The 23,268-nt window shown below is 73.2% G+C and carries 21 protein-coding genes and 1 pseudogene; 12 read left to right on the top strand and 10 right to left on the bottom strand.

The window, feature by feature from the left end; translation table 11 throughout:
- Positions 1-167: 167 nt before the first annotated feature.
- The 4 genes and pseudogenes from ACERMF_RS14290 to ACERMF_RS14305 form a co-directional block, all read left to right on the top strand.
- Positions 168-605 (top strand): annotated as a pseudogene (locus ACERMF_RS14290) (ribonuclease E/G); the annotation flags it as partial.
- 160 nt (positions 606-765) lie between these two features.
- Entirely contained in the window at positions 766-2,721 is a 1,956-nt protein-coding gene (locus ACERMF_RS14295; protein WP_373669784.1) for an ABC transporter ATP-binding protein, read from the top strand.
- Entirely contained in the window at positions 2,718-4,538 is a 1,821-nt protein-coding gene (locus tag ACERMF_RS14300) for an ABC transporter ATP-binding protein (protein WP_373669785.1), read from the top strand. Before ACERMF_RS14295 ends, ACERMF_RS14300 begins: the two co-directional genes overlap by 4 nt.
- Before the next feature lie 114 nt (positions 4,539-4,652).
- Complete coding sequence (locus ACERMF_RS14305; RefSeq protein WP_373669786.1) at positions 4,653-6,416, top strand: aldehyde dehydrogenase family protein; 1,764 nt, start codon at positions 4,653-4,655, stop codon at positions 6,414-6,416.
- 81 nt (positions 6,417-6,497) lie between these two features.
- Here the strand turns inward: ACERMF_RS14305 and ACERMF_RS14310 are convergent, their stop codons facing one another.
- A complete protein-coding gene (locus tag ACERMF_RS14310; protein ID WP_373669787.1) occupies positions 6,498-7,427 on the bottom strand; it encodes a sucrase ferredoxin in 930 nt (309 codons plus the stop codon).
- Positions 7,428-7,724: 297 nt separating this feature from the next.
- On the opposite strand from ACERMF_RS14310, the gene rplU reads away from it, so the two are divergent.
- The 4 genes from rplU (at position 7,725) to proB (ending at position 10,985) form a co-directional block, all read left to right on the top strand.
- Positions 7,725-8,027, top strand: coding sequence for a 50S ribosomal protein L21 (gene rplU, locus ACERMF_RS14315; RefSeq protein ID WP_373669788.1), 303 nt, complete (start codon positions 7,725-7,727; stop codon positions 8,025-8,027).
- A gap of 1 nt (position 8,028) precedes the next feature.
- A complete protein-coding gene (gene rpmA / locus ACERMF_RS14320) occupies positions 8,029-8,286 on the top strand; it encodes a 50S ribosomal protein L27 (RefSeq protein WP_130649110.1) in 258 nt (85 codons plus the stop codon).
- A 96-nt stretch (positions 8,287-8,382) separates the two neighbouring features.
- Complete coding sequence (gene obgE, locus ACERMF_RS14325; protein ID WP_373669789.1) at positions 8,383-9,861, top strand: GTPase ObgE; 1,479 nt, start codon at positions 8,383-8,385, stop codon at positions 9,859-9,861.
- Positions 9,858-10,985 (top strand): glutamate 5-kinase, encoded by a 1,128-nt coding sequence (proB, locus tag ACERMF_RS14330; RefSeq protein WP_373669790.1) that lies wholly within the window; start codon positions 9,858-9,860, stop codon positions 10,983-10,985. Before obgE ends, proB begins: the two co-directional genes overlap by 4 nt.
- A gap of 10 nt (positions 10,986-10,995) precedes the next feature.
- On the opposite strand, the gene ACERMF_RS14335 is transcribed toward proB, so the two are convergent.
- Genes ACERMF_RS14335 through ACERMF_RS14350 form a run of 4 tightly spaced genes read right to left on the bottom strand, consistent with a single transcriptional unit; the run spans position 10,996 to position 15,418 of the window.
- Positions 10,996-12,621 carry a hypothetical protein gene (locus tag ACERMF_RS14335; protein WP_373669791.1) on the bottom strand — a complete coding sequence of 542 codons (1,626 nt, stop codon included), beginning with the start codon at positions 12,619-12,621 and terminating at the stop codon, positions 10,996-10,998.
- A gap of 44 nt (positions 12,622-12,665) precedes the next feature.
- Positions 12,666-13,100: a hypothetical protein gene (locus ACERMF_RS14340; protein ID WP_373669792.1), complete on the bottom strand. Its 435-nt coding sequence runs from the start codon at positions 13,098-13,100 to the stop codon at positions 12,666-12,668.
- A gap of 12 nt (positions 13,101-13,112) precedes the next feature.
- Positions 13,113-14,759, bottom strand: a complete 1,647-nt coding sequence (locus tag ACERMF_RS14345) for an ATP-binding protein (RefSeq protein WP_373669793.1) — start codon at positions 14,757-14,759, stop codon at positions 13,113-13,115.
- Positions 14,759-15,418, bottom strand: coding sequence for a response regulator transcription factor (locus tag ACERMF_RS14350; RefSeq protein WP_373669794.1), 660 nt, complete (start codon positions 15,416-15,418; stop codon positions 14,759-14,761). The genes ACERMF_RS14345 and ACERMF_RS14350 overlap by 1 nt, the downstream gene beginning before the upstream one ends.
- Positions 15,419-15,547: 129 nt before the next feature.
- Between ACERMF_RS14350 and ACERMF_RS14355 the strand changes: the two genes are divergently transcribed.
- Together ACERMF_RS14355 and ACERMF_RS14360 are read left to right on the top strand one after the other, a co-directional pair.
- A complete protein-coding gene (locus tag ACERMF_RS14355) occupies positions 15,548-16,771 on the top strand; it encodes a phosphotransferase (protein WP_373669795.1) in 1,224 nt (407 codons plus the stop codon).
- An 86-nt stretch (positions 16,772-16,857) separates the two neighbouring features.
- Positions 16,858-17,466, top strand: a complete 609-nt coding sequence (locus tag ACERMF_RS14360; protein ID WP_373669796.1) for a hypothetical protein — start codon at positions 16,858-16,860, stop codon at positions 17,464-17,466.
- Between the two features lie 8 nt (positions 17,467-17,474).
- Here the strand turns inward: ACERMF_RS14360 and ACERMF_RS14365 are convergent, their stop codons facing one another.
- From ACERMF_RS14365 to ACERMF_RS14385, 5 genes are read right to left on the bottom strand one after another with little or no spacing between them, the layout of a single operon-like run.
- A complete protein-coding gene (locus ACERMF_RS14365) occupies positions 17,475-18,563 on the bottom strand; it encodes a DUF2332 domain-containing protein (protein ID WP_373669797.1) in 1,089 nt (362 codons plus the stop codon).
- Entirely contained in the window at positions 18,560-19,516 is a 957-nt protein-coding gene (locus ACERMF_RS14370) for a zinc-binding alcohol dehydrogenase family protein (protein ID WP_373669798.1), read from the bottom strand. Before ACERMF_RS14370 ends, ACERMF_RS14365 begins: the two co-directional genes overlap by 4 nt.
- A gap of 21 nt (positions 19,517-19,537) precedes the next feature.
- Positions 19,538-20,014, bottom strand: coding sequence for an aminoacyl-tRNA deacylase (locus ACERMF_RS14375; RefSeq protein WP_373669799.1), 477 nt, complete (start codon positions 20,012-20,014; stop codon positions 19,538-19,540).
- Positions 20,011-20,742: a hypothetical protein gene (locus tag ACERMF_RS14380; protein ID WP_373669800.1), complete on the bottom strand. Its 732-nt coding sequence runs from the start codon at positions 20,740-20,742 to the stop codon at positions 20,011-20,013. The genes ACERMF_RS14375 and ACERMF_RS14380 overlap by 4 nt, the downstream gene beginning before the upstream one ends.
- A 13-nt stretch (positions 20,743-20,755) precedes the next feature.
- The gene (locus ACERMF_RS14385) at positions 20,756-21,724 is read right to left on the bottom strand and encodes a quinone oxidoreductase (protein WP_373669801.1); all 969 of its coding nucleotides are present in this window, start codon (positions 21,722-21,724) and stop codon (positions 20,756-20,758) included.
- A gap of 118 nt (positions 21,725-21,842) precedes the next feature.
- On the opposite strand from ACERMF_RS14385, the gene ACERMF_RS14390 reads away from it, so the two are divergent.
- Both ACERMF_RS14390 and ACERMF_RS14395 read left to right on the top strand, forming a co-directional pair.
- On the top strand, positions 21,843-22,259 hold the full coding sequence (locus tag ACERMF_RS14390; protein WP_373669802.1) for a methylglyoxal synthase: 417 nt from the start codon (positions 21,843-21,845) through the stop codon (positions 22,257-22,259).
- A gap of 415 nt (positions 22,260-22,674) precedes the next feature.
- Positions 22,675-23,217, top strand: a complete 543-nt coding sequence (locus ACERMF_RS14395) for an alpha/beta fold hydrolase (RefSeq protein ID WP_373669803.1) — start codon at positions 22,675-22,677, stop codon at positions 23,215-23,217.
- Positions 23,218-23,268 lie beyond the last annotated feature (51 nt).

The following is a 23,268-nucleotide window of genomic DNA, read 5'->3' on the forward strand; positions in this document are numbered from 1 at the left end:
ACGACGCCGATGCCGACGCCACCGCGGGGGAGGGTGAGGACCCGGCCGACAAGACGCCGGCCCCCGAGGTACAGGCCGAGCTCGACCGCGGGACCGTCGACCTCGAGGCCGCCCGCGAGCGGCGCAAGGACCTGCCGGCACTGTTCGACGCCTACGACGTGTCCGACCAGTTGCGCAAGGCGATGGGCAAGAAGGTGTGGTTGCCGTCCGGCGGCTACCTCATCATCGAGACCACCGAGGCGATGAAGGTCATCGACGTCAACACCGGCAAGTTCACCGGCAGCGGCGACACCAACCTCGAGGAGGTCGTGCTCAAGACCAACCTCGAGGCCGCCGACGAGATCGTGCGCCAGCTGCGGTTGCGCGACATGGGCGGCATCATCGTCATCGACTTCATCGACATGCTGCTCAAGTCGAACCAGGAGCAGGTCGTCCGCCGGCTGAAGCGTGAACTGCTGCGCGACCGGACAAAGACGCGCGTGTCCGACGTCTCGAAACTCGGGTTGGTGCAGATGACCCGCAAGAACGTCAGCCAGGGCCTGGTCGAGTCGTTCAGCCACAGCTGCAAGGCCTGCGAGGGTCGCGGCATCGTCAGCGAGATCGACTGAACCCACCCATGTTCGCATGTGTGCGGGTCACCCCGACCGTAACCACGGGGTGACCCGCACGAGTGTCGCCGACGCCCCCGCCTGGCGTTCGACCGTTCCCGAACCAACGGGGCGGCAGCGTCGAGACCCTTCGAACCGAGCCGGTAATCTCCGCACGATGAGCGCTGTCAACTCCCGCCCCACCCCACGCGCCCGCGACGGTGTCATCCGTCGCGGCGCGGTCGTGATCGCCCAGGCGCTGCGGTCGGCGCCCAAGCCGTTCGCCTGGGGCATGGCCGGCTCGACCGTCTTCGCCGGCATGACCGTGGCGTCGTCGCTGGTGCTCGGCTGGGTCACCGACAACGTCATCCTGCCGTCGTTCGCGGCCGGTGAGACCGACCGCGGCCTGCTGGTGACCGCGGTGGCGGCCATCGTCGGCGTCGCGACGCTGAAGGCGATCGGGGTCTTCGGACGCCGCTACGGGGCCTACGTGGCCCAGTACGGCCTGCAGGCGATGTACCGCCGCCGCGTCACCCGTCGGTACCTACAACTGCCGATTTCGTGGCACCGGCGCCATCCCACCGGCGAACTGCTGTCCAACGCCAACGCCGACGTCGAGTCCGCCTTCTTCGTCGCGGCCCCGCTGCCGATGGCGTTCGGCGCCTCGCTGATGCTGGTGGCCACCGCCGGCCTCCTGGTGTTCACCGACCCGTTCCTCGCCGCGATCGGGTTCTCGGTCGGGCCGTTGCTGGCGCTCGCCAACTGGTACTACCAGCGTCGCATGCGCCACGCCGCGACCGTCGCCCAACAGGCACGCGCCGACGTCTCCGAGGTCGCGCATGAGTCCTTCGACGCCGCCCTCGTGGTCAAGACGATGGGTCGCGAGGCGGCCGAGGCGGACAAGTTCCGCGGCATCTCCGAGGACCTGCGCGACAAGATGATCGTCGTCGGACGCCTGCGCGCGTTCTTCGACCCGGTGATCGAGGCCCTGCCCAACGTCGCGATCCTGCTCGTGCTGCTGGTGGGGGCCATGCGGGTCCGCGACGGGGCACTCAACGCCGGCGCGCTGGTGACCTTCGCCTACCTGTTCCGCCTCGTCGCCCTGCCGATCCGGGTGTTCGGCTGGCTGCTCGGCGAGCTGCCCCGTGCCGTGGTCGGCTGGGACCGGGTGCAGCGGGTCCTCGACGCGGTCGGCGACATGGTCTACGGCCGCCACCGTGAGCGCCGCGAGGGCGGGGCCCAGAGCGGGCTGGACGACGTCAGCTTCCTGCATCCGAGCAGTGCCCGCGAAGACCTCTCCGAGGGCTCGCCCGACCTCGCCGCCGGCCGTCCGGAGGCCGAGCCGGTCGCCGGCCAGGTCCCGCCCGGGACCGGGGACCTCGCCGTCGACCCCGACGCCGCGACCACCCGCGGGGTCGAGGCGGTCACCTTCGACGTCGAGGCTGGCAGCACGGTGGCGCTCGTCGGGCCGACCGGGGCGGGCAAGTCCACGGTCGCGTCGTTGCTGGTGCGCCTCTACGACCCCGACGCCGGTTTGGTCCGCTTCGACGGTCGCGACGTGAAGGACCTCGACCGCGACCAGCTCGCCGCCGACGTCGCGATCGTGTTCCAGGAGGCGTTCCTGTTCGACGACTCCGTGCGCGAGAACATCACCCTGGGGGGCGACTACACCGACGAAGAGGTCGAGGCAGCCGCCCGCCTGGCCCAGGCGCACGACTTCATCAGCACCCTCGACGCCGGCTACGACACCGAGGTCGGCGAGCGCGGCGCGACCCTGTCCGGCGGCCAACGGCAGCGGATCGCGTTGGCGCGGGCCCTGATCCGCAAACCCCGGCTGCTGGTGCTCGACGACGCCACCTCGGCGGTCGATCCCTCGGTCGAGTCCGAGATCCTGCGTGGCCTCTCGGACGCGGCCCTGCCGTCGACGGTGGTCGTCGTGGCCTACCGGCGCGGTTCGATCGCGCTGGCCGACGAGGTGGTCTTCGTCCGCGAGGGACGCATCGAGGGGCGCGGCACCCACGACGACCTGCTGCGCGAGGTGCCCGCCTACGCCGCCCTGGTCACCGCCTACGAGCGGCAGGCCCTCGAGGCGCACGAGGAACGTCGCGCGCACGCCGAGGGAGGTACGCGATGACGGCGCCCCCGCAGGTCGTCCAGCCGGCCCCCACCGAGGGTGCGTGGCGAACCCTGGTCCGCGGCATCTCGCTCAGCCCCGAGCTGCGCGTCGGGCTGCCCGGCACGCTCGTGCTGGCGTTCTTCGCCACCGCCGGGCGCGCGATCGTCCCCATCGCCGTGCAACGCACGATCGACGACGGTCTCAATCCCGCCGCCGGCGGCGTGGACATGCTCGCCGTCCGCAACGCGGTGATCCTGGCGGGCGTCGCGGTGCTGCTGACCGCGCTCGCCAGCGGTTGGATGAACTGGCGTCTGGCGACCGTGGTCGAGACGGCGCTGTCGAATCTGCGCGTGCGCGCCTTCCGGCACATCCACGACCTGTCGATGCTGCACCAGGCGACCCAGCAACGCGGCGGCCTCACGGCCCGGGTCACGACCGACATCGACGAGATCAGTCGGTTCATGCAGTGGGCCGGCCTCAACCTGATCACCGCGACCGGGCAGCTGACGGTGTCGCTGCTGGTGATGCTGTACTACTCGTGGCGGCTCACCGTCGTCGTGCTGGTGGTCTTCCTGCCGTTTCTGTTCCTGGCCCGCTGGTTCCAGGTCCGGCTCACCGACGCCTACCTCGCCGTCCGCGAGCGCGTCGGCGTCATGCTCGGGGCGCTGGCCGAGACCGTGGTCGGCGCGCCGGTGGTCCGGGCCTACGGCATCGAGCGCCGCACCCAGAGCCGCCTGGACCGGCGCATCGAGGACCACCGGCTCGCCGCCCTGCGCGCCGGCCGGCTGTCGGCGTCGTTCTCCGGCAGCGGCGAGGTGTTCGCCGGCATCGCGACCGCCGGCGTGGTCATCGCCGGCGTGGCGCTGGGCATCGACGACCAGGTCACGCCGGGCACCGTGCTCGCGTTCCTGTTCCTCATCGCGCTGTTCGTCGAACCGGTCCTGATGGCGACCGAGGTCATCAACGAGGGCCAGAACGCCGTCGCCGGCTGGCGGCGGGTGCTCGACGTGCTCGACCTCGATCCCGACGTCGCCGACCCGGGCGAGGAGGGCGAGGCGCTGCCGAAGGGACCCATCGGGGTCGCGTTCGAGCACGTCGCCTTCCGCTACCCGCGTCCCGGGGAGACCGGGCGCAACGCCACGGGCCCCCAGGTGCTCCATGACATCGATCTCGTCATCGCGCCCCAGACGCGGGTCGCGGTCGTCGGTGAGACGGGCTCGGGCAAGACCACCTTCGCCAAGTTGCTCACGCGGCTGATGGATCCGTCCGAGGGACGGGTCCTGCTCGGCGGGGTCCCGCTGGACCGGGTCCGCTTCGACTCGCTCCGCCGACGCGTGGTGATGGTGCCCCAGGACGGCATGCTCTTCGACGGCACGATCGCCGACAACGTGCGCCAGGGACAGCCCAGCATCGACGCGGAGGACCTCGAGCTGGCGATGGTCGAGCTCGGCCTGGCCGACTGGGTCGCGGAGCTGCCCCGGGGTCTGCAGACCCCGGTGGGGGAGCGCGGCAACGCGCTCTCCGCCGGTGAACGGCAGCTGGTCGCACTGGCGCGGGCCTACGTGGCCAACCCGGACCTGCTGGTCCTCGACGAGGCGACCTCGGCGGTCGACCCGGCCACCGAGGTCCGGCTCCAGCGGGCGCTGGTCGGTCTCACCAGCGGACGGACCACGATCACGATCGCCCACCGCCTGTCCACCGCGGAGGCGGCCGACGAGGTGCTGGTGTTCGACCAGGGCCGGGTCGTCGAGCGCGGACCCCACCGCGACCTCGTCGATGCCGGTGGTGTCTACGCGGGGCTGCACCTGAGCTGGCGGGCGGGCACCTCCAGCTGACGGCTGCGAGCCGCGACCGCGCCGGATGACCCTCGGTGTCGGGGCGTCGCAGCGGCTGGCTACCCTCGCCCCGGACCCACCGCGGGGGTGGGACGGGTGGGCGAGGAGCCTGTGGTGGCGACGGCGAATTCGACGGGGACCCTGGCGATCCCCGAACCCGGGCACGAGGTCGCACCGACCGCCACACACGACCTCGACGCCGCCCTCGCGACGCTGCGCGAGCGCGCCGCGGCGTGGATCGCCACCGACGTCGACGCCCGCCTCGAACTCCTGGCGGAGCTCGTCGACGACGCCCTGGAGGCCGCCCCGGCGTGGACGCTGGCCGCGGCCGAGGCCAAGGGGATCCGGCGGGACTCGCCGCTGATGGGCGAGGACTGGATCTCCGGTCCGCTCCTGGTGATCCGCAACCTGCAGCTGCTGGTCCGCACCCTCGAACAGGTCCGTGACACCGGGCGTCCGCAGCCGCCGTCGCTCGAGGTCGCGCCGAACGGGCAGGTCGTCGCGAAGGTGTTTCCCGTCGACTGGGTCGACCAGCTGCTGTTCACCGGGTTCACCGGCGAGGTGCGGCTGCAGCCGGACGTCTCCCTGGACCAGGCCGTCGCGCGCATCGGCCGCGTCTACCGCGACCCGCAGACGTCCGCGCCGACCGTTTCGCTGGTCCTCGGGGCAGGCAACGTCTCGTCGATCGGGCCGATGGACGCGCTGTACGAACTGTTCGCCCGCAACCGCGTCGTCGTGCTGAAGATGAACCCGGTCAACGCCCACCTCGGCCCCCACATCGGGGCCGCGTTCCAGCCGCTGGTGCGCGAAGGGTTCCTCCGCATCGTCTACGGCGGGCAGGAGGTCGGCGAGTACCTGACGACACACGACGCGGTCGACACCATCCACGTCACGGGGTCGGACAAGACCTACGAGGCCATCGTCTTCGGCACCGGCGAGGAGGGCGCACGTCGCAAGGCGGCGGGCGAGCCGAGGTCGACCAAACCCGTCACGGCCGAGCTCGGCAACGTCAGTCCGGTGATCGTGGTACCCGGACCCTGGAGCGAGAAGGACCTCGCTTTCCACGGCGAGAACATCGCGTCGATGCTGGTCAACAACGGCGGCTTCAACTGTGTCGCCGCACGGGTCGTCGTCCAGCACCGCCAGTGGGCCAAGCGGCGCAAGCTCGTCAACGCCATCCGCGACTCACTGCGTCGGGCCGAGCCCCGCGTGCCCTACTACCCGGGCGCGGTCGAGCGGTGGCGGCAGTTCACCGCCGCCCATCCCACGGCCGAGTGGTACGGGACCGCCCCCGGCGAGGGCGACGACGACCGGCTGCCGTTCACCCTCATCCCCGACCTCGATCCCGACGACCTCGACGACGTGGCGTTCACCACCGAGTCGTTCTGTGGCGTGTTCGGCGAGGTGGCGCTGGACGCGCCGCGTGCGGTCGGCGACTACCTCGACGCCGCCGTGGAATTCTGCAACGAGACCCTGTGGGGGACGCTGTCGGCGTCGATCCTGGTCCACCCGGACTCGATGAAGGACCCCGAGATCGCCATGGCGGTCGAGCGTGCCATCGACCGCCTGCGCTACGGGTCGGTCGTGGTCAACCACTGGTCGGCCGTGCCCTACGGCATGGCTTCCACCAGCTGGGGTCCCTACCCCGGCTCGACCCCGCAGGACATCCAGTCGGGAACCGGCGTCGTGCACAACACCTTCCTGCTCGAGGACGTCGAGAAGGCGGTCGTGCGCGGACCGTTCCGCCCGCCGCTCAAGCCGGTGTGGTTCCACAGCCACCGGGCGTTGGCGAAGCTCGCGCCCAAGCTGGTCGAATTGACCGCGACGGGGGACCGGCGCCTGCTGCCCGCGATCAGCTGGCACGCGTTGCGCGGCTGACCCTGTCGCGCCTGGCGGTCCATGTCGCGCAGATCCCGCACCGATGCGCGATCGGCGCGACACGGAGCGGCAGCCGCGACATCAGCGGTCCCCGGCCGGCGTGAGCGCGACCAGCCGGTAGACGCCGGGGTCCTCGGCGTCGTCGCTGTCGCACGACAGCGGACGTGGGACGCCCGTCGGTTCGCGGACCACCTCGGCGACGAAGTCGGTGCCCTCCGCCCGCAGGCCGACCTCGGCCCGGTCGTCGCCGAGGTCGGCGACCCCGTCGACCACCACCGCGTCGAGGTGGTCCAGCCCGAGCCGCTCGCGAACCAGCAGCTCGGCGGCCTGCGCAGGGCGCGGCAGGCCGGAGCGGCCACGGGCGGTGGACAGCTCGAGGCGCCCGGCGGCGAGCAGGTCGACGACGCGGACCGCGGCGGCGACGTCGAGTCCCCCGTGCACCGTGCCGTACGGCAGCACCAGCAGGTTCGCCGCGAACCGGTGGCCGCCGACGTGCGACACCTCCCATGTCCGGTGGGGGTGCAGGGCGGCCAGGGTGTCGGCGATCGGACGTCCGTAGGTGGCGCAGCAACGGTCGCGTTTGGCGTGCGTGCACACGAGGTAGCGCGGCTCGTCGACGCGACGCCCGAGGCCCGGCGGGGTGGGGGAGTCGCACACGGACGGATCCAGCGCCAGCAACATGCGCACGTCGTCCACCTCGAGCTCCTCGAGCCACGGCTGCGGCCCGGCATGTGCGAGCAGGACGGTCCGCCGCTGGGCGACCCGGTCCATGGCACCCGGCGTCGCACGGGCCTGTCGGCGGGGACGCCGGATCAGCTGCAGGCGGACCGGCAGGTCCTCGACGGCGCCGGACAGGTGGGCGGCGACCTCGGGGTCGAGACCGGATTCGCGCTCCGCCTTGCGACCCCATGCGCCGCCCTGCTCCACGCACACCCAGCCCCGTGCCGTCGGCGCGGTGCCGGCCGGCGCCTCCTTCGCGAGGCGGGTCGCGTCGGCGCAGGTGGAGCTCACGTCGGTCCTTCGGTCAGGGGCGGCGGGACGCCCGTGCGCGTGTGGACGGCAGACTACGGGCCCCGGTTGACCAGCCGTACGTGCCGCCGGTACCTTGCTCCGACGCGCGTCGTCCCACGCGGTTGCTTCGCGCGCCCGTCTCGCCCCTTCGCCCGACGCCCGGTCCTCGCACGACCGACTCCGCCACGCCCTGTGCGCTGGCATGCGGCCGGGAAGGCTCCCGGGAACGCGACGGACCGACCTTTTCACGTCCACTCGCCTCGTGCTCGGGGCGGCATCGAAAGCCAGGAGGCCACCGTGTACGCGGTCATCGCCACGGGCGGCAAGCAGTACCGGGTCAAGCCCGGTCAGGAAGTCGTCATCGAGAAGTTGGCCGGCGAGGTCGGCGACGCCGTCGAGCTCGTCCCGGTGCTCGTCGTCGGCGACGACGGTGACGTCACCACCGGCGGTGACCTCGACGGCCGGGCCGTCAAGGGCACCATCACCGGTCACGACAAGGGCCAGCGCATCCGGGTGTTCACCTACAAGAACAAGTCCCGGCAGCACAAGCGGCGGGGGCACCGCCAGCACCGGACGACCGTCCGCATCGAGGAGATCTGACATGGCGCACAAGAAGGGCGGCGGCTCGTCCAACAACGGCCGCGATTCCAACGCGAAGCGCCTCGGCGTGAAGAAGTACGGCGGCGAGACCATCCGTGCCGGCGGCATCATCGTCCGCCAGCGCGGCACCAAGGTCCACCCCGGCGAGAACGTGGGCCGTGGCGGCGACGACACGCTGTTCGCGCTCGCCGACGGTGCCGTCAGCTTCCACAAGACGCGCACCCGCACCACCGTCTCGGTCCTGCCGACCCAGGACTGACGACCGCGACGTTGCAGCAACGGATCAAGGGCGGCCCGTCGTGGCCGCCCTTTTCCGTCGCTGTCCGACCCACCACGCACACGAGCGGAGCCTGACGTGGACACCCCGAGCTTTGTCGACGAGTGCACGGTGCACGTGCGCGGCGGCGACGGCGGCAACGGCTCGGTCTCCATGCGCCGTGAAGCGCACGTGCCGCGCGGCGGGCCAGACGGTGGCGACGGCGGCCGCGGCGGCGACGTGGTGTTCGTGGCCGATCGCAACACCACCTCGCTGCTCGACCTGCACCGCACCCCGCACCGTCGCGGTGGTGACGGCGGCCACGGGTCGGGGCAGAACCGCACCGGCGCCGAGGGGCGCGACGAGGTCATCAGCGTGCCGCTCGGCACGGTCGTGCGTGACCGCGACACGGGCGCCGTCCTGGCCGACCTCGTCGATGACGGTCAGCGCTGGGTGGCCGGTCGCGGTGGGCGTGGCGGCCGCGGCAACACCGCGTTCACGACGCGCTACCGGCGGCTGCCCCGCTTCGCCGAACGGGGGGAGAAGGTCGGCGACCGCTCGCTGCGGCTGGAACTGAAGATGATCGCCGACGTCGGACTGGTCGGCTTCCCGTCGGCCGGCAAGTCGTCGCTGGTCGCGAGGCTGTCCTCGGCGCGTCCGCGCATCGAGGCGTGGCCGTTCACGACGCTGACCCCCCACCTCGGGGTCATGCGCGCCGGCGAGGACGCCGACGGGCAACCGATCGACGTGGTGCTCGCCGACGTCCCGGGCCTGATCGAGGGCGCGGCCGAGGGCAAGGGCCTTGGCATCCGTTTCCTGCGTCACATCGAGCGCTGCCTGGTGCTGCTCCACGTGCTGGACGCCGTGCCGATGGACCCCGACCGCGACCCGGTGCGCGACCTCGCGGCGCTGCGCGAGGAGCTGCGCAAGCACGACCCGTCCTTGCTCGAGCGTCCCCAGCTGGTGGTGCTGAACAAGCTCGACCTGCCCGACGGCCAGGCGATGGCCGACCTCGTGCGCGAACAGCTGGAGGAGGCCGGCGAGGAGGTGCTGCCGGTGTCCGCCGTCGCCGGCACGGGCCTGGACACGCTGCGTTACCGCCTCGGTGTCCTCGTGGCCGCCGAGCGCGAGGTCCGTGGCGACATCGTGGTCGAGACGCCGGTCGTCGACGAGGAGGTCGTGCTGCGACTCGGTCAGCGCCGGCGCGACTTCGAGGTGACCCGGACCGACGAGGGCTACGAGGTGACCGGAGCCCGCATCGAGCGCTGGGTGCAGATGCTGCCGCTGGAGGACTGGGAAGCGGTCCGTTATCTGCAGGGTCGCCTGCGCCGCGCCGGCGTCGAGAAGGCGCTCGTCGACGCGGGCGCCCGCAAGGGCGACGAGGTCGTCATCAGCGAGCTGGTCTTCGACTTCGATCCCGATCTCGACGATCTCCCGGCCGAGGAACGGGAGGCGATCCTGGCCGGTGAACACGACCCCGAGGACGTCGACCCCGACGAGCTCGAGCCGGAGTGGGACACGACGACGTCCCTGCCCCCCGGGTCGGAGCCCGACGACCTCGGCGGGGCGACACCGTGACGGGCACGGGCGTTCGCTTCGAGCGCCCCCGGCTGGCCGTGGTCAAGGTCGGGTCCTCGTCGCTCCGCGGTCCCGATGGCCGGCTCGACCGGGCCCAGGTCGCGGCCGTCGCCGAACAGCTCGTCGCCGCCCAGGAGGCCGGCACGCAGGTGGTGCTGGTCTCGTCGGGGGCCGTCGCCGCCGGCATGGGACTGCTCGGCCTCGAGCGCCGCCCCACCGACCTGCCGACACTGCAGGCCTGTGCCGCCGTCGGACAGGGTGAGCTGATCCACGAGTACCAGCAGGTGCTGGCGCGGCACGACCGCGCCGCGGCGCAGATCCTGCTCAGCCAGGACGACTTCGTCCGTCGGGCCCGCTACCTCAACGCCCGTACGACCCTGCGGCGCCTGCTCGAGCTCGGGGCGATGCCGGTCATCAACGAGAACGACGCCGTCGCCACCGAGGAGCTGTCCTACGGCGACAACGACCACCTCGCGGCGTTGGTCGCCTCGATGCTCGAGGCGCAGCTGCTGGTCCTGCTCAGTGACGTCGACGGGTTGTTCGACGGCGACCCACGCGTCTCGTCCGAGGTCGGCCTGATCGCCCGCGTCGACGACGTCGATGCGCTCGACGACGCCTCCATCGGCGGCGTCGGTTCCTACGTCGGCTCGGGCGGGATGCGCACGAAGGTCGGCTCGGCGCGGGTCGCCGTTCGTTCGGCTGCGCACGCCGTGGTCGCGAACGCCCGCCGCCCCGACGTCCTCGCCGACGTGCTCGACGGGCGCGACGTCGGTACCTGGTTCGTCGCCCAGGAACAGCGCCTCGAGGCCCGGCGGTTGTGGATCGGCTTCGCCCTGCGCGTTCACGGGCAGATCAGCGTCAACGAGGGCGCCGTCCACGCGCTGCGGGTCGGTGGGGCGTCGTTGCTGTCGGTCGGGGTCGTCCACGCCGACGGCGACTTCGCCGTCGGCGACGCCGTCGAGGTCCTCGGTCCCGACGGACGCGTGGTCGCCCGCGGTCTGAGCAACTACGCGGTCACCGACCTGCGGCGCATCGCGGGACGTTCCACGTCGGCCGCCGCCGAGGCGTTCGGGTCCGGCTTCGCGCGCGAGGTCGTGCACCGCGACGACCTGGTCCTGCTGTGACCGTCCGTCGCTAACCGGCGGCGGCCCGGGCGACGTCCGCGTCGGGTCCGATCCCGAGCTGGACCGACCGGTCCTCGCACACCAGGACGGCTGCCTGCCGGGCCGAACGGAACGTGCGCTCTGCTCCCGACGTGGTGCCCGACGCGTCGGGGAAGGCGGCGGCGTACCAGCTCGCCACGTCCTCGCACAGGGTCCCGGTCCCGTCGCCCAGCGTCACGCCGACCGCGGTCGCGTCCCCGTTCCCGGAGACCGTCACCGCACCGCCGGCCCAGGCGGACGCCGCGAGGCGGGCCTCGGGCAAGGCCGCGGTCTCGTCGCCCCCTGGCGCCTCGAACAGCCACAGCAGCGGGGCGGCGCCGAACTCGTCCCGCAGCAGCTCATCGAACCCGTCGGGCGCGGCGGGACCCGCGAGATCGTCGGGCGGACCGGCATGCGCACCGAACAGGATCTCCGCAGTCGTCGTCGGCGGGTCCGCGTAGGCCGCGTCGACGCCGTCCCAGCCATTCTCGAGCCAGCGGTCACAGACCCAGTCCAGGCCTTCGGTGTAGGGGAACAGCAGCTCGCGCTGGAGGTAGGGCGGCACCCCGTCGAGCCCGGCCTGTGCGCGGGCCGCGTCCTCGCCGGTCGCCGCCTCGAGCTGGTCCTCGACCGCGACGTTGCGCAGTGCCCACCGGTTCATGAACAGTGTCGCGTCGCCCTCAACGACCGCCTGCGCCGCCAGGATGCGGTCCGAGCCCTCGAGCGCCTCGAGGTCGGGCAGGCCGAGCGCCTGGTCGGCCAGGGCGTGCTGCAGTTCGTGCACCAGGGTGATCTTGTCGAGCGTGCCGACCGCGCCGTCGTCGGGGACCCGCACCACCAGTTCGCCGGTGTCCGGCGCGTAGAAGCCGGCCACCTGCTCACCCAGGAGCTCTCGACGGACCGCCGCGAGGTCGGTGTCCGGGGGGACGGCTCCCAACGCGACGAGCAGCCGCTCGTAGGCGTCGTCGCGCGCCGGGTCGGCGTCCTCGGCCAACAGGGCGTCCAGGCGCTCCCGGAGCTGCGTTCCCGTGAGGAAGTCGACCTCGACGGGATCGGTCCACGCCAGCCCGCGGTCCGCGGCCACCTGCGGGACCAGGGCCGCTACCAGCGCATCGGGATCGTCGGGGAGCGGCTCGGCCGGCGACGCACCGGTGTTCCCCTCCCGCCCGAGCAGCCCGCCCAGGCCGCCGTCGCCGAGGAGACCACCGAGGTCGCCGTCGAGCAGTCCGTCGAGGCCCCCGTCACCCAGCAACCCCGGCAGACCACCGGACAGGCCGCCGTCGGCGACCATGCAGGCCATGCCGGGCTGGGCGTCGGCGCCGATCAGACCGCCGAGGTCGCCACCACCGAGCAGGCCGCCGAGCAGCCCCCCGAGCCCGTCGCTGCCGTCGAGCAGCCCGTCGAGCAGCCCGCCGAGACCTGCCCCGTCGTCGTCGGGAGCGCGCCCGGCCTCGAGGTCCCGGACCCGCTCCCGCAGCTGGTCGACCTCGCTCGCCAGCTGCTCGGCCCGTTCCTCTGCCGCCGCCGCCCTGCGGGTCTGGACGATCAGGCCGATGCTGGTGGCGATCAACGCCACCGCGGTGGCGCCGGCGACGAACGGCAGGACCCAGGGGCGCATGCCGGCGAGGATAGCCCTGGCACCGCCCGGCACGGCCGGGTGTGTCAGCTGTCGATGCTGTCGACGCTGTCCACGCTGTCCGGACTGTCGGCCGCCTGCGTCGGTGCGGGCGCGGGGGAGCGGACCGTCGGCGAAGGGGCCGGCGACGCGGTCGCGGTGGGGCCGTCGTCGGGCGAGTCGATCGAGGCCGCGGTGGCCGGGGTGGCCGTGGAGGCCGGCGTCGTCGTCGACGCCGCGGTCGTCGGGGTCGCCGGGGTCGGGGCCCGCTCCAGCAGGTCCGGTGCGACGATGACGGCGTTGCGCTCACTGGGCAATTGCGGCACCAGTTCGATCCGCTCGGCCGCGTGCGCGCTGCTCACGTCGAGGTCGATCGGCTCGATCGTCTGCACCGACGGGCGCTGGATCGCGAGTGCGCCCATGCCGATGCTGGCGGCGGCGGTGACCAGCGAGGCGACCTGCCAGCGGCGTGCGGAATCCATCAGCAGCCTCCCTCAGTCGGGGCGTCGGACGCGCAGGGTGGGAAGGGTGTCGTCGGCCTCGCGTGGGAGGCGGAGGGTGTCGGACGTCGGCGCCCTCGGCGCGCGCTGCTCCGCGGCAGCGGCCGACGTGTCGGGCACCAGCGTCTGGACCGGCGCCGTCGTCGACGGCGGCTGCGCGGGCACGCTCGGCGCGGTCGCCTCACGAGGTCGGTCCTCGAGTAGTTCTGTCTCGTCCGCCGCCGGCTGCCAGGGCAGCAGCAGTTCGATCCGGGTCCCGTGGGCCCCGGTGTCGAGCACCACCTCGCCGTCGTGGGCGTCGACGACCGCCTTGACGACGCTCAGACCCAGCCCGGTGGACGAGGGTGCCTCGCCGGCGCGCACGAAGGGGGCGAACACCTGGTCACGGATTTCCTCGGGAATGCCGGGTCCGTCGTCGTGTACGGCCACGACCACGTGTCGCGGGCGGAGACCGGCCTCGACCCGGATGTCGGTGCCGGGCGGGGTGTGCACCTCGGCGTTGGAGACCAGGTTCAGCACCGCCTGGGCGAGGCGGTCGGGGTCGGCCTGCAGCGTGACCGGTGGCGGGGGCTGGATGCGGACCTGACGGCCGCTCGGCGTCCCCGAGAGCCGCAGCTCGAGCTCCTCGAACCAGTGCACGAGTTCGACGGGCCGTCGGCGGGCGAAGTCGTCCATCCCCGAGCGGGCGATCGCCATCAGGTCCTCGACCAGCCGGCCCATCCGCCGCAACTCGTCCTGCAGGATGGCGACGGTCTCGGACGTCAGTGCCCGGTCGCCGGCACCGACGCTCTCGAGCACCTCGAGGTGGCCTCGAGCGATCGTGATGGGCGTGCGGAGTTCGTGCCCGATGCTGGCCATGAACTCGCGCTGTTGGTCCGAGGCCGCCGCCAGGCGGGCGAGCATGGTGTTGAACTCGCGCGCGAGCAGGCCGACTTCGTCGTCGCCGTCGGGCTCGTCGACGCGGGCGTCGAGGGAGCGCAGGTTGGTGTTGCGGGCGGTCGCCGCCAGCTGGCCCAGCGGGGCGAGCGAGCGCCACAGCGTCGCCGCCAGCAGGATGCCCCCGAGCAGCAGCGACACGCCGGCCGCGGCGGCCACCAGTCCGGCGGCCTCCATCGCCTCGGCGCGGACCGGCGCCAACGGCGCGACGATCTGCAGCGTGCCGACCCGGTCGCCGCCGAGGAGGATCGGGACCGTGGCCGTGCGAACGTCACCGGCCTCGGTCGGGATCGTCTCGCGCACGTTCAGCCGGCCCTGGGGCAGTGCGCCCGCGTGGAAGAGCGGCTCGAGCTCGGGCGGCCCGTTCGCCGCGGCCTGCTGATGGCCGTCGGCGAACGTCACGATGGCCCAGTACGACGGCGTCGCGGGATTGAGCTGCAGGTAGCGGGTCACGGCCGCGCGCAGCGCCTCGTCGTCGCTCGCCCCCGGCAGGTCCTCCTGCGCGTCGGCGAGCAGTTCGGACATCGACAGCGCGAAGCGCTCCTGCTCGCGGGCGATGACGATGTCGATGTCGCGACGGCCGTCCTGGAGCAGCAGTTCGTAGGCGAGCACCGCCGCCACGGCGAGGCTGACCGCGAACACGGCCATCGCGGTGGCCGGGACCCGGACCCGGAGGAAGCGCAGCGAGCGGCGCAGGCGGTCCATCACGAGGTCCGCAGGCGGTAGCCGGCACCCCGGACGGTCTCGATCAGGTCCTTGCGCAGCTTCCGGCGCAGGTACCCGACGTAGACCTCGACGACGTTGGAACCGGGATCGAAGTCGTAGCCCCAGACCCGGTCCATCAACTGGACCTGGGACAGCACCTGGTTGGGGTGACGCATGAAGTTCTCGAGCAGCGCGAACTCGCGCGCGGTCAGCGAGACCTCGTGGCCCTCGATCCGGGCTGTGCGCGTCCTCAGGTCCAGTGTGACGCCACCGGCGGTCAGTTCGGTGGCGCTGACCTGGTCCCGGGCGCGGAGACGGGCATGGATGCGCGCGAGCAGCTCGACGAAGCTGAACGGCTTGGTGACGTAGTCGTCGGCGCCGTTGTTGAGGTTGCGCACCCGGTCCTCGACCGCGTCACGGGCGGTCAGGATGATCACGGGGACGTCCGGACGCCGCTGCCGCAACCGTGCGAGCACCTCTTCGCCGGACAGGCCGGGCAACATCAGGTCGAGCACCACGAGGTCGATGTCCTCGTTGCAGGCCAGGGCATAGCCGGTCTCACCGTCGGGGGCGATCTGTACCCCGAACCCCTCGGCCTTGAGCCCGCGCTCGACGAAGGCCGCGATGCGCGCTTCGTCCTCGACGATCAATACGTTCATGGTGGCAGTGTGCAGGACCCGCCGACGTTCGGCGCGGTAGCTGAGAAGCTTCTCATCCCACCCTCAGGCGCGGGCCAGCGGCGGGGACTTGGCTGCGCCCTGCGGCCGGACCGAACGACAGGAGCGCGCGTGGGCGAACGACCGACGGCTGGGCGCGACCCCTTGGCGGCGGCCCGCCACCTCGAGGGCGACGGCGCTCTCGAGGTGCTGCGAGAGGCCAGCCGTCAGGCCGGAGCCCGGCTCGTCCAGGCCACCCTCCGGAGCGTGCACCACCGCCCGGGCCGGTCGGTGACCCACGTCTACGCCGCCACCCTGGCGACGGGTGACCAGCACCACGAGGTGCTCCTGGTCGCCCACGTCGACGCCAAGCCGCTGCCGGCCGACAGCTTCGTCCTGCAGCAGGGCGCCGACGCCGTCGCGGTGTGGCGCTTCCCCAACGATCCGTTCCTGCCCGGGCTCGCGCCGGCGGTGCACTACCAGCGGGTCCGCGAACTCCTCGACACCCTCGACGGGCCGCCCGGGGAGGTAGGTCTACGAACCCGCGCCTACCGGCCGACGCGTCGTGCCGTGGTCGAGGTGACGGTGACCGATCCGGCGACCACCGGCGCGGACGCGCGCGCGAGCGGACGTCTGCTCTACCTGAAGGTCCTGGCGGGACGCCGCGCCGACGAGCTCGCCGAACTCCACCGACAGCTGCGGACGACGGTGCCCGTGCCACGCGTGGTCGGGGTCGCGTCGCGGCAGGGCATCGTGGCGTTCGAGGCCATGGCCGGGGCGACCCTGCGTGAGGCGGTCGTCGGCGGACTGCCCCTGCCGGAGCCGCAGGCGCTGCTGGAGCTGTCCCATCAGTTCGCGGCGAGTGGGCTGCGCAGCCGGCGTGATCCGCGTGCCTTCGCGGATCCCACCCGCCACCTCGACTTCCTCGGCCGGTACGTGCCCGGGGCGGCCGCCGACCTGCAGCGGCTCGCCGCCGAGATCGTCGGGCTCGATGCGCCGCTGGTGCCGGTGCACGGTGATCTGCACGACGGGCAGCTGCTGCTGGCCGACGGGGCCGTCACCGGCGTGCTGGACGTCGACGGTGCCGGCCCCGGACACCTCGTGACGGATGCGGGCAACCTCGTCGCGCACCTCGAGGTCATCGGGCACGTCTGGCCCGAGCTGGCGGACCGGGCGCGCGACTACGCTGCAGCGGTCGCCGAGGCCTACCGACCCGTGGTCGGCGACCGTCCCCTCGCCCTGGCGACCGCCGGCGCCTGGATCGCCCTGGCGACCGGTCCCCACCGCGCCCAGGACCCCGGGTGGGAGACCGAGACCGAGGTGCGTGTCGCCAAGGCGCTCGCCGCAGCGCGGTGACGCGTCCCGTCGGTGTCCGGCGCTGGACATGGCGATGCCCCGCCGGGGCAGACGGGGCATCGCGTCGGGCCACCTGGGCCCGTCGGGTGGCTCAGCTGTCGATCGAGTCCGGGGAGTCGACCGAGTCGGGGCTGTCGGCGCTCGGCGGGCTGTCCGGCGAGGGCGGGGTGTCGGGGCTCGGCGGCGAGTCCGGGGTGGCGGGCGATGGCGCGGATGCCGGGGAGGCAACGCTCGGCGAGCTGTCGGCGGAGACCTGCGCACGGGCGGTGTCGCGGGCCGTCGGCGCGGCGACGGCATCCGGCGAGTCGATCGAGGCCGGGCTCGGCGCGGAGGGCGGGCTGGCCGCCGTCGCCGCCGACACCGGGGAGGCGGTCGAGGCGGGGGACGGGGCCGAGCGTGGCGATGTGACCGAGTCGGTCGAGACCGCCGAAGCCGGGCTGGCGGGGGAGTCGGCCGAGTCGGCGCCGACCCGGTCGCCGAGTCGGTCCTCGGCCTGCAGCGCGATCGGTTCGGGCTCGGGGCCGTTGCCGGCCACGGCGGCGGTCAGGCCCAATGCGCCGGCGGCGAGCGCCGCGGTGGCCGTCGCGGCCGTCACGGTCTTCCAACGGGAGAGGTGCTTCATGGGGGAGGTCCCTTCCTGGTTGCTTGAGGACACCGTGCCCGCCGCAGCTGAGCGCTCGCTGACAGGAGGCTGAGAGAGATCTCAGCGTGGGCCGACACCCCACCGCAGCCAGCGTCCATGGTCGTCGACCTCGGCGACCACGGCGTCGTGCCGGTCACCGTCACGCCACGTCGTGCGCCCGAGCCAGGACCGCGCGACCTCGTCCGGCCTGGTCCCCGGCACGATCCCGCCGCTCTCCATGCCGATGCGGTCGAGGTCGCGGTCGGCGCCGATCGAAGCCACGGCGTCGTCGAACGCCTCCCGCGCGTCGCGCTCGAGGTAGGCGAGCACCCAGGTGTGGCTGATCACCAGGTGCGCGTCCGACGGTGCCTGCGCGGCGACGCCCGCGAGGTCGCCCACCGCGTCCCCGGCGTGGATCGGCACCGGATCCCGAGCGGCGACCTGCAGCGCGGCGCGCAGCCGATCCAGCCGATCGGTCTGTTCCGGCCACACACAGGCCTGCAGCCAGCCGGCCGCGTCGGCGTCGGCGGCCTCGACCGGTGCCGCGTCGAGGCCGGCCCGCCAGGCGAACTCCGGCAACGCGTCGAACGGCGGCTGTCCCTCGACGTCGCACCGCAGTCGCACCGTTGCGTCCGCCGGGCCGAGGCTGGCCGAAACGACGCCGTCGCCGACGAGGTCGTGGCGGAAGTGTCGGAGACGCATCGTCAGGCCGGCCGAGGTGCCGACGTCCAGCCACGCCAGCGGCCGGCCGGCGTCGCGTTCGACCAGTCGCAACGCCGCGAGCAGCGCGGTGCTGCGACCCACCTCGTTGGTCTGGGTGCGGCGGGTGCGGATGCATTCCTCGACGGCGGCACGGCGTTGCAACACGGCGGCGCGGAACACCGGCCACGGGTCGCCGTCGGTCAGGGACCGCGTACCGCCAGCGGTCGGGTACCAGGCGGCGAGCTCGGGAGCCTCCCCCCGCAGGACCAGGTCGTGTACCGCCGCGAACAGCAGGGTGGGGTGGGCGAGTCCGGACGTCGGCGCGGCCGCCAGCAGGCCAGCCACGTCGAGGTCGTGGGCGGCCGCTCGGGCGAGGTGGCCGTACAGCGGGCTGCGTTGCTCGCAGGCGGGGGCGAACCGGCCGAACTTCTCCGCCAGCTCCCGCGGTGAACGGCCGTCACTCCTCATGTGTTCGGGTCGAGCAGCAACTTGCCGACAGAGCGCCGTTCGCGCAGGTCGCGGTGGGCCTGCGCGGCGTCCGCGAGCGGATAGGTGCCGCCGACCACCGGGCGCAACGTGCCCGACGCGGTCAGCGCGAACAGCTCCTGCATCGGGGCGGCGAGGTGCCGCTGCGGATCGCTCATCGCGTGGGCGAGCCAGAAGCCGATGACGCCGCGCGAGCGACGCATCAGCTGACCGAGGTCGACCGGCGACGGCGGCGTGCGGGACGCCATGCCGAAGAACACGAGCCGGCCGAACGGTGCCAGCGCCGCCAGGCTCTGGTCGGTCGTCGTGCCGCCGACCATCTCCAGCACGACGTCGACCTTGCCGTCCGCGGCGTCCTCGATCGCGCCCTTGAGGTCGGCCTCGCCGGCGTCGACCGCGACGTCGGCACCGAGGTCCAGCGCGAGCCGGCGCTTGTCCTCGGACGACGCGACCGCGATCACCCGCCCGCCCCCCCAGTGCCGCGCCAGCTGCACCGCCAGGGTGCCGACGCCACCGGCGGCGGCGTGCACGACCACGGATTCGCCCTCCGACAGCCGCGCCGAGGTCCGCAACAGGTGCCAGGCCGTGGCGCCCTGGAGCACCAGGGCGAGCGCCTGGCCGTCGTCGACGCCGTCGGGTACCTCGAACGTCAGTGCCTCGGCCGCCGCGGCACGCTGCGCGTAGCCGCCACCCGCCAGCAGCGCGACGACACGCCGGCCGTCGGGCGTGGTTCCGACGACCTCCGCCCCCGGCACCAGCGGCAGGCTGGCGGGGGCGAGGTAGGAGTTCTCCGCCTGGTGGGTGTCGGCGTAGTTCAGCCCGGCGTGGGCGACGTCGAGGACGACGCCGCCGGGAAAGGGTGACGGTTCGGGTTCGTCGTCGACGACCTGGAGGACCTCGGGCCCGCCGAACTCGGTGATGCGGATGGCACGCACAGCAGCACTCCTCTGGGTGGTTCAGTTCCGGGTGACGTCGACGACCTCGGCGGCGACGGCGGCCACCAGCTCGGTGGGCGAGAGCAGCAGGGACACGCCGTGCGCACCGCCGCCGATCGCGATCCGTTCGGCACCGGTGGCCGCCGCGTCGACGATCACCGGCAACGGCTGCCGCGTCCCGAGCGGGGTGATGGTGCCGCGCTCATAGCCGGTGGCCTCGCGCGCCTCGTCGGCGTCGGGCAGCGAGAGTCGCGACACGCCGAGGTGCGCCCGCAGCTTCGCCCAGTCGAGTTGCGACGGGCCGGGGACCAGCACGAGCAGGTGGTCGTCCTGGCCGCGACGCACCACCAGGGTCTTGTACAGGTGTTCGACCGGCACACCGAGCCGGTCGGCTGCCTCCTCGACGCTGCGGGCGCGCTCGATGACGCGGACCTCGTGCGCGAGGCCGAGCGCCTCGGCCGCCTCCACCGCGGCGGTTCGGGGGGTCGTGTCGCTCATGACGGTTCTCCTTCGTCCTCGAGGGCGGCCCGCTCCTGGCGCGACTCGACGAAGAACGCGCCGAGTGTCCCGGCGAGCGACGCGAACACCACCAGCGCGTAGATCGACAGCACCAGGCTCAGCAGCCGGCCGGCCAGGCTGACCGGCTGGTGCACCAGGTTCGAGGCGATCGCGAGGTTGGCCGACCAGTACAACGCGTCACCCAGCGACGCCACGCCGCCCTCGCGGCCCCGCTCGAGCACGTACAACAGTTGCCCACCGCCCAGGGTCACGATCCCGGTCGTGACGCCGAGGAACTGCAATCGGCCGGTCAGCAGCCCGCGGGCCGTCCCGAGCGCCCGGTACGAGGACCCGAGCACGCGTGCGGCCGGGAGCACGCGCACGACGCGCAGGGCACGGGCGATGCGCAGCACGCGCAGTACCGGGAGCACCAGGAACAGCACCGAGGGCCAGCGCCGGCGCAGGAAGCGCAACGGATGTCCGGACAGCACCAGCTTCAGCACGAACTCGGCGACGAACACGACCCAGATGACGTTGCCGACCGTGGTCAGCACCGGCAGGATCCGGCCCGGCGCGATCAGCTCGTAGCCGACCAGCGCGGCCCAGACGACGGCCAGTGCCGCCATGGGCAGGTCGAGGCGCCGCTCGACGACCGCGGCCAGCCGCTCGCGCGCGGTCGGTTCCTCGTCCGGGTCGGGATCGAGCGTCGCCGCCGTCTCGTCGCTCACGGGTGCGGTGGCGTCACGGGTGCAGCAGCAGCTTGCCGGCCGTGTTCCCCGACTCGAGGTCGATGTGGGCCTGCTGGACGTCGTCGAGGGGGTAGCGGTCGTGGATGTGCACCTCGAGCTGTTCCTGGGCCACCAGCTCGAAGAGCGCGTTCGCCCGCCACTCGAGGCTGTCCGGCGTGTCGACGTAGTCCTTCAGCGTCGGCCGGGTCAGGAACAGCGATCCCTTGGGATTGAGGATCTGCGGGTCGATCGGGGGCACGGGGCCGGACGAGGCGCCGTAGAGCACCATCATCCCGCGCGGTCGCAGCGAGTCCAGCGAGGCTTCGAACGTGTCGGCCCCCACCGAGTCGTAGACCACGTCGACCCCGACGCCGTTGGTGAGCTCGCGGACGGTGGCGGCGATGTCGACGTCGCGGTAGCGGATGACCTCGTCGGCGCCGAGACGCCGGACCTCGGCCTCCTTCTCGTCGGTCGACGTGCACGCGAGCACCCGGGCGCCACGCCGCTTGGCGAGCTGCAGCAGCAGCCGGCCCACGCCCCCCGCCGCCGCGTACATCAGCGCGGTGTGGTCGCTGCCGAGCGTGAAGGTCGAACTGGTCAGGTAGTGGGCGGTGAGGCCCTGCAGCATCAGCGCCGCGGCCGTGTCGAGGTCGACCCGCTCCGGCACGGGGACCGTCCGCTCGGCGGCGACCGTCGCCAGCTGGGCGTACGAGCCGAGCTGGTCGGTCCATGCCACCCGGTCGCCTTCGCGGCGGTTGGTGACCCCCTCGCCGACCGCACGGACGATGCCGGCGCCCTCGAGCCCGAGACCGCTCGGCAGGTCGAGGGCGTACACGCCGGTGCGCTGGTAGGTGTCGATGAAGTTCACCCCGGCCACCGCCACCTCGACCAGCAGCTGGCCCGGACCCGGCGTCGGCTCCTCCACGTCCTGCAACCGCAGGACCTCGGGACCGCCGAACTCCTCGAACGTGACCGCGCGCACTTCGACTCTCCCTGATCGGGGCGGGGGACGCCCAGCACGGTAGTCCGCCTCGGCGCGGCGGGCCGGCGAGGCGCCCGGCGACGTGTACGGTGCCGCCGCCCGGACAGGAGACCCCTCGTTGGCGACGGTGCAGCCCGATGCCGCGCTCGCGCTGATCGCCCACGACGCGCGCAAGAACGACCTGGTCGCGTTCGCCGAGCGTCGCCGGGCGGATCTGGCCCGGTTCCCCCTGCTGGCCACCGGCACGACCGGCGGGCGCATCGCCGACGCGACCGGCCTCGAGGTCGAACGCGTGGAGTCCGGCCCGGTCGGGGGAGACGTGCAGATCGGGGCACGGCTGGTGGTCGGCGGTGTCCTCGGCGTGCTCTTCCTGCGCGATCCCATGACGGCGCATCCCCACGAACCCGACATCCAGGCGCTGCTCAAGCTGTGCGACATCCACGGCGTCCCGCTGGCAACCAACCTCGTCACGGCCGAGCTCGTGCTCGACGCCCTGGTAGATCGCGACGACGCGCAGCGGGGCACAGGCCCGTGAGGGCCGGTTCCGGTCCCGGCCACGATCTCGTCGCGGGTCCGCTCGTGGGTGACGCCGTCGTGGTGGGCACGGTGGCTGCTCGGCCCGTCGTGCTGGACGTCTGGGTCGGCGGACCGGAGGCCGACGAGGCGGCGGGGACCGTGCTGCTGGTGGCAGGGCTCGGTATGCAGCGCACGGCCTGGACCCCGCAGTTCCTCGACGGCCTGCACGCCGCCGGCTACCGCACCATCGCGGCCGACAACCGCGACAGCGGTCGCTCCAGCGTGCTGCCCGGCACGGTGCTGGAGCTGCCGCGTGCGCCGGACGGCTGGCCCATGCCGCCCTACGGCCTGGCCGACCTCGCCAGCGACCTCGTCGCCTTCTCGACCGGTACGGGGTCGCGCAAGTGCACGTGGTCGGCCTGTCGATGGGCGGCATGGTCGCCCAGCACCTCGCCTTCGGCCACGGTGCCCGGGTCGCCACGCTCACCTCCATCATGTCGACGACCGGGGGTCACGGCGTCGGACGCACGCACCCACAGGCGAGGTGGGTGCTGACCACGCCGACCCCCGTCCGGGACCGCGACGACTACCTCGACCATGTCGTGGCCGTTGCGACGACGATCGGCACCCCGGACCGGGTCGACGCCGCGGCGCGGGCCCGGGCCGCCGTGAGCTGGGACCGGGGCGTGCACCCGCACGGCACGGCCCGGCAGCTCCTGGCGATCCGCGCCGACGGCGACCGCACCGCCCGACTGGCCGCCGTCCAGCTGCCGACCCTGGTGGTGCACGGCGACCGCGATCCACTCATCGACGTCTCCGGCGGCGAGGCCACCGCCCGAGCGGTGGCGGGTGCCCGGCTCGAGGTGGTGGCGGGAATGGGACACGACCTTCCACCCGTGCACGTCGACGGTGAGGTGGTGCCGGCGCTGCTGGCGCATCTGTGGGCACATCCCGCACCCGCCGCGGCCTCCCGGTGAAGCACGCCGGGCGGGGGGCGGATCCGGTTGGTGGGCCGTGACCGACCTGCC

The organism is Egicoccus sp. AB-alg6-2 (assembly GCF_041821025.1).
Taxonomy (GTDB): Bacteria; Actinomycetota; Nitriliruptoria; order Nitriliruptorales; family Nitriliruptoraceae; genus Egicoccus.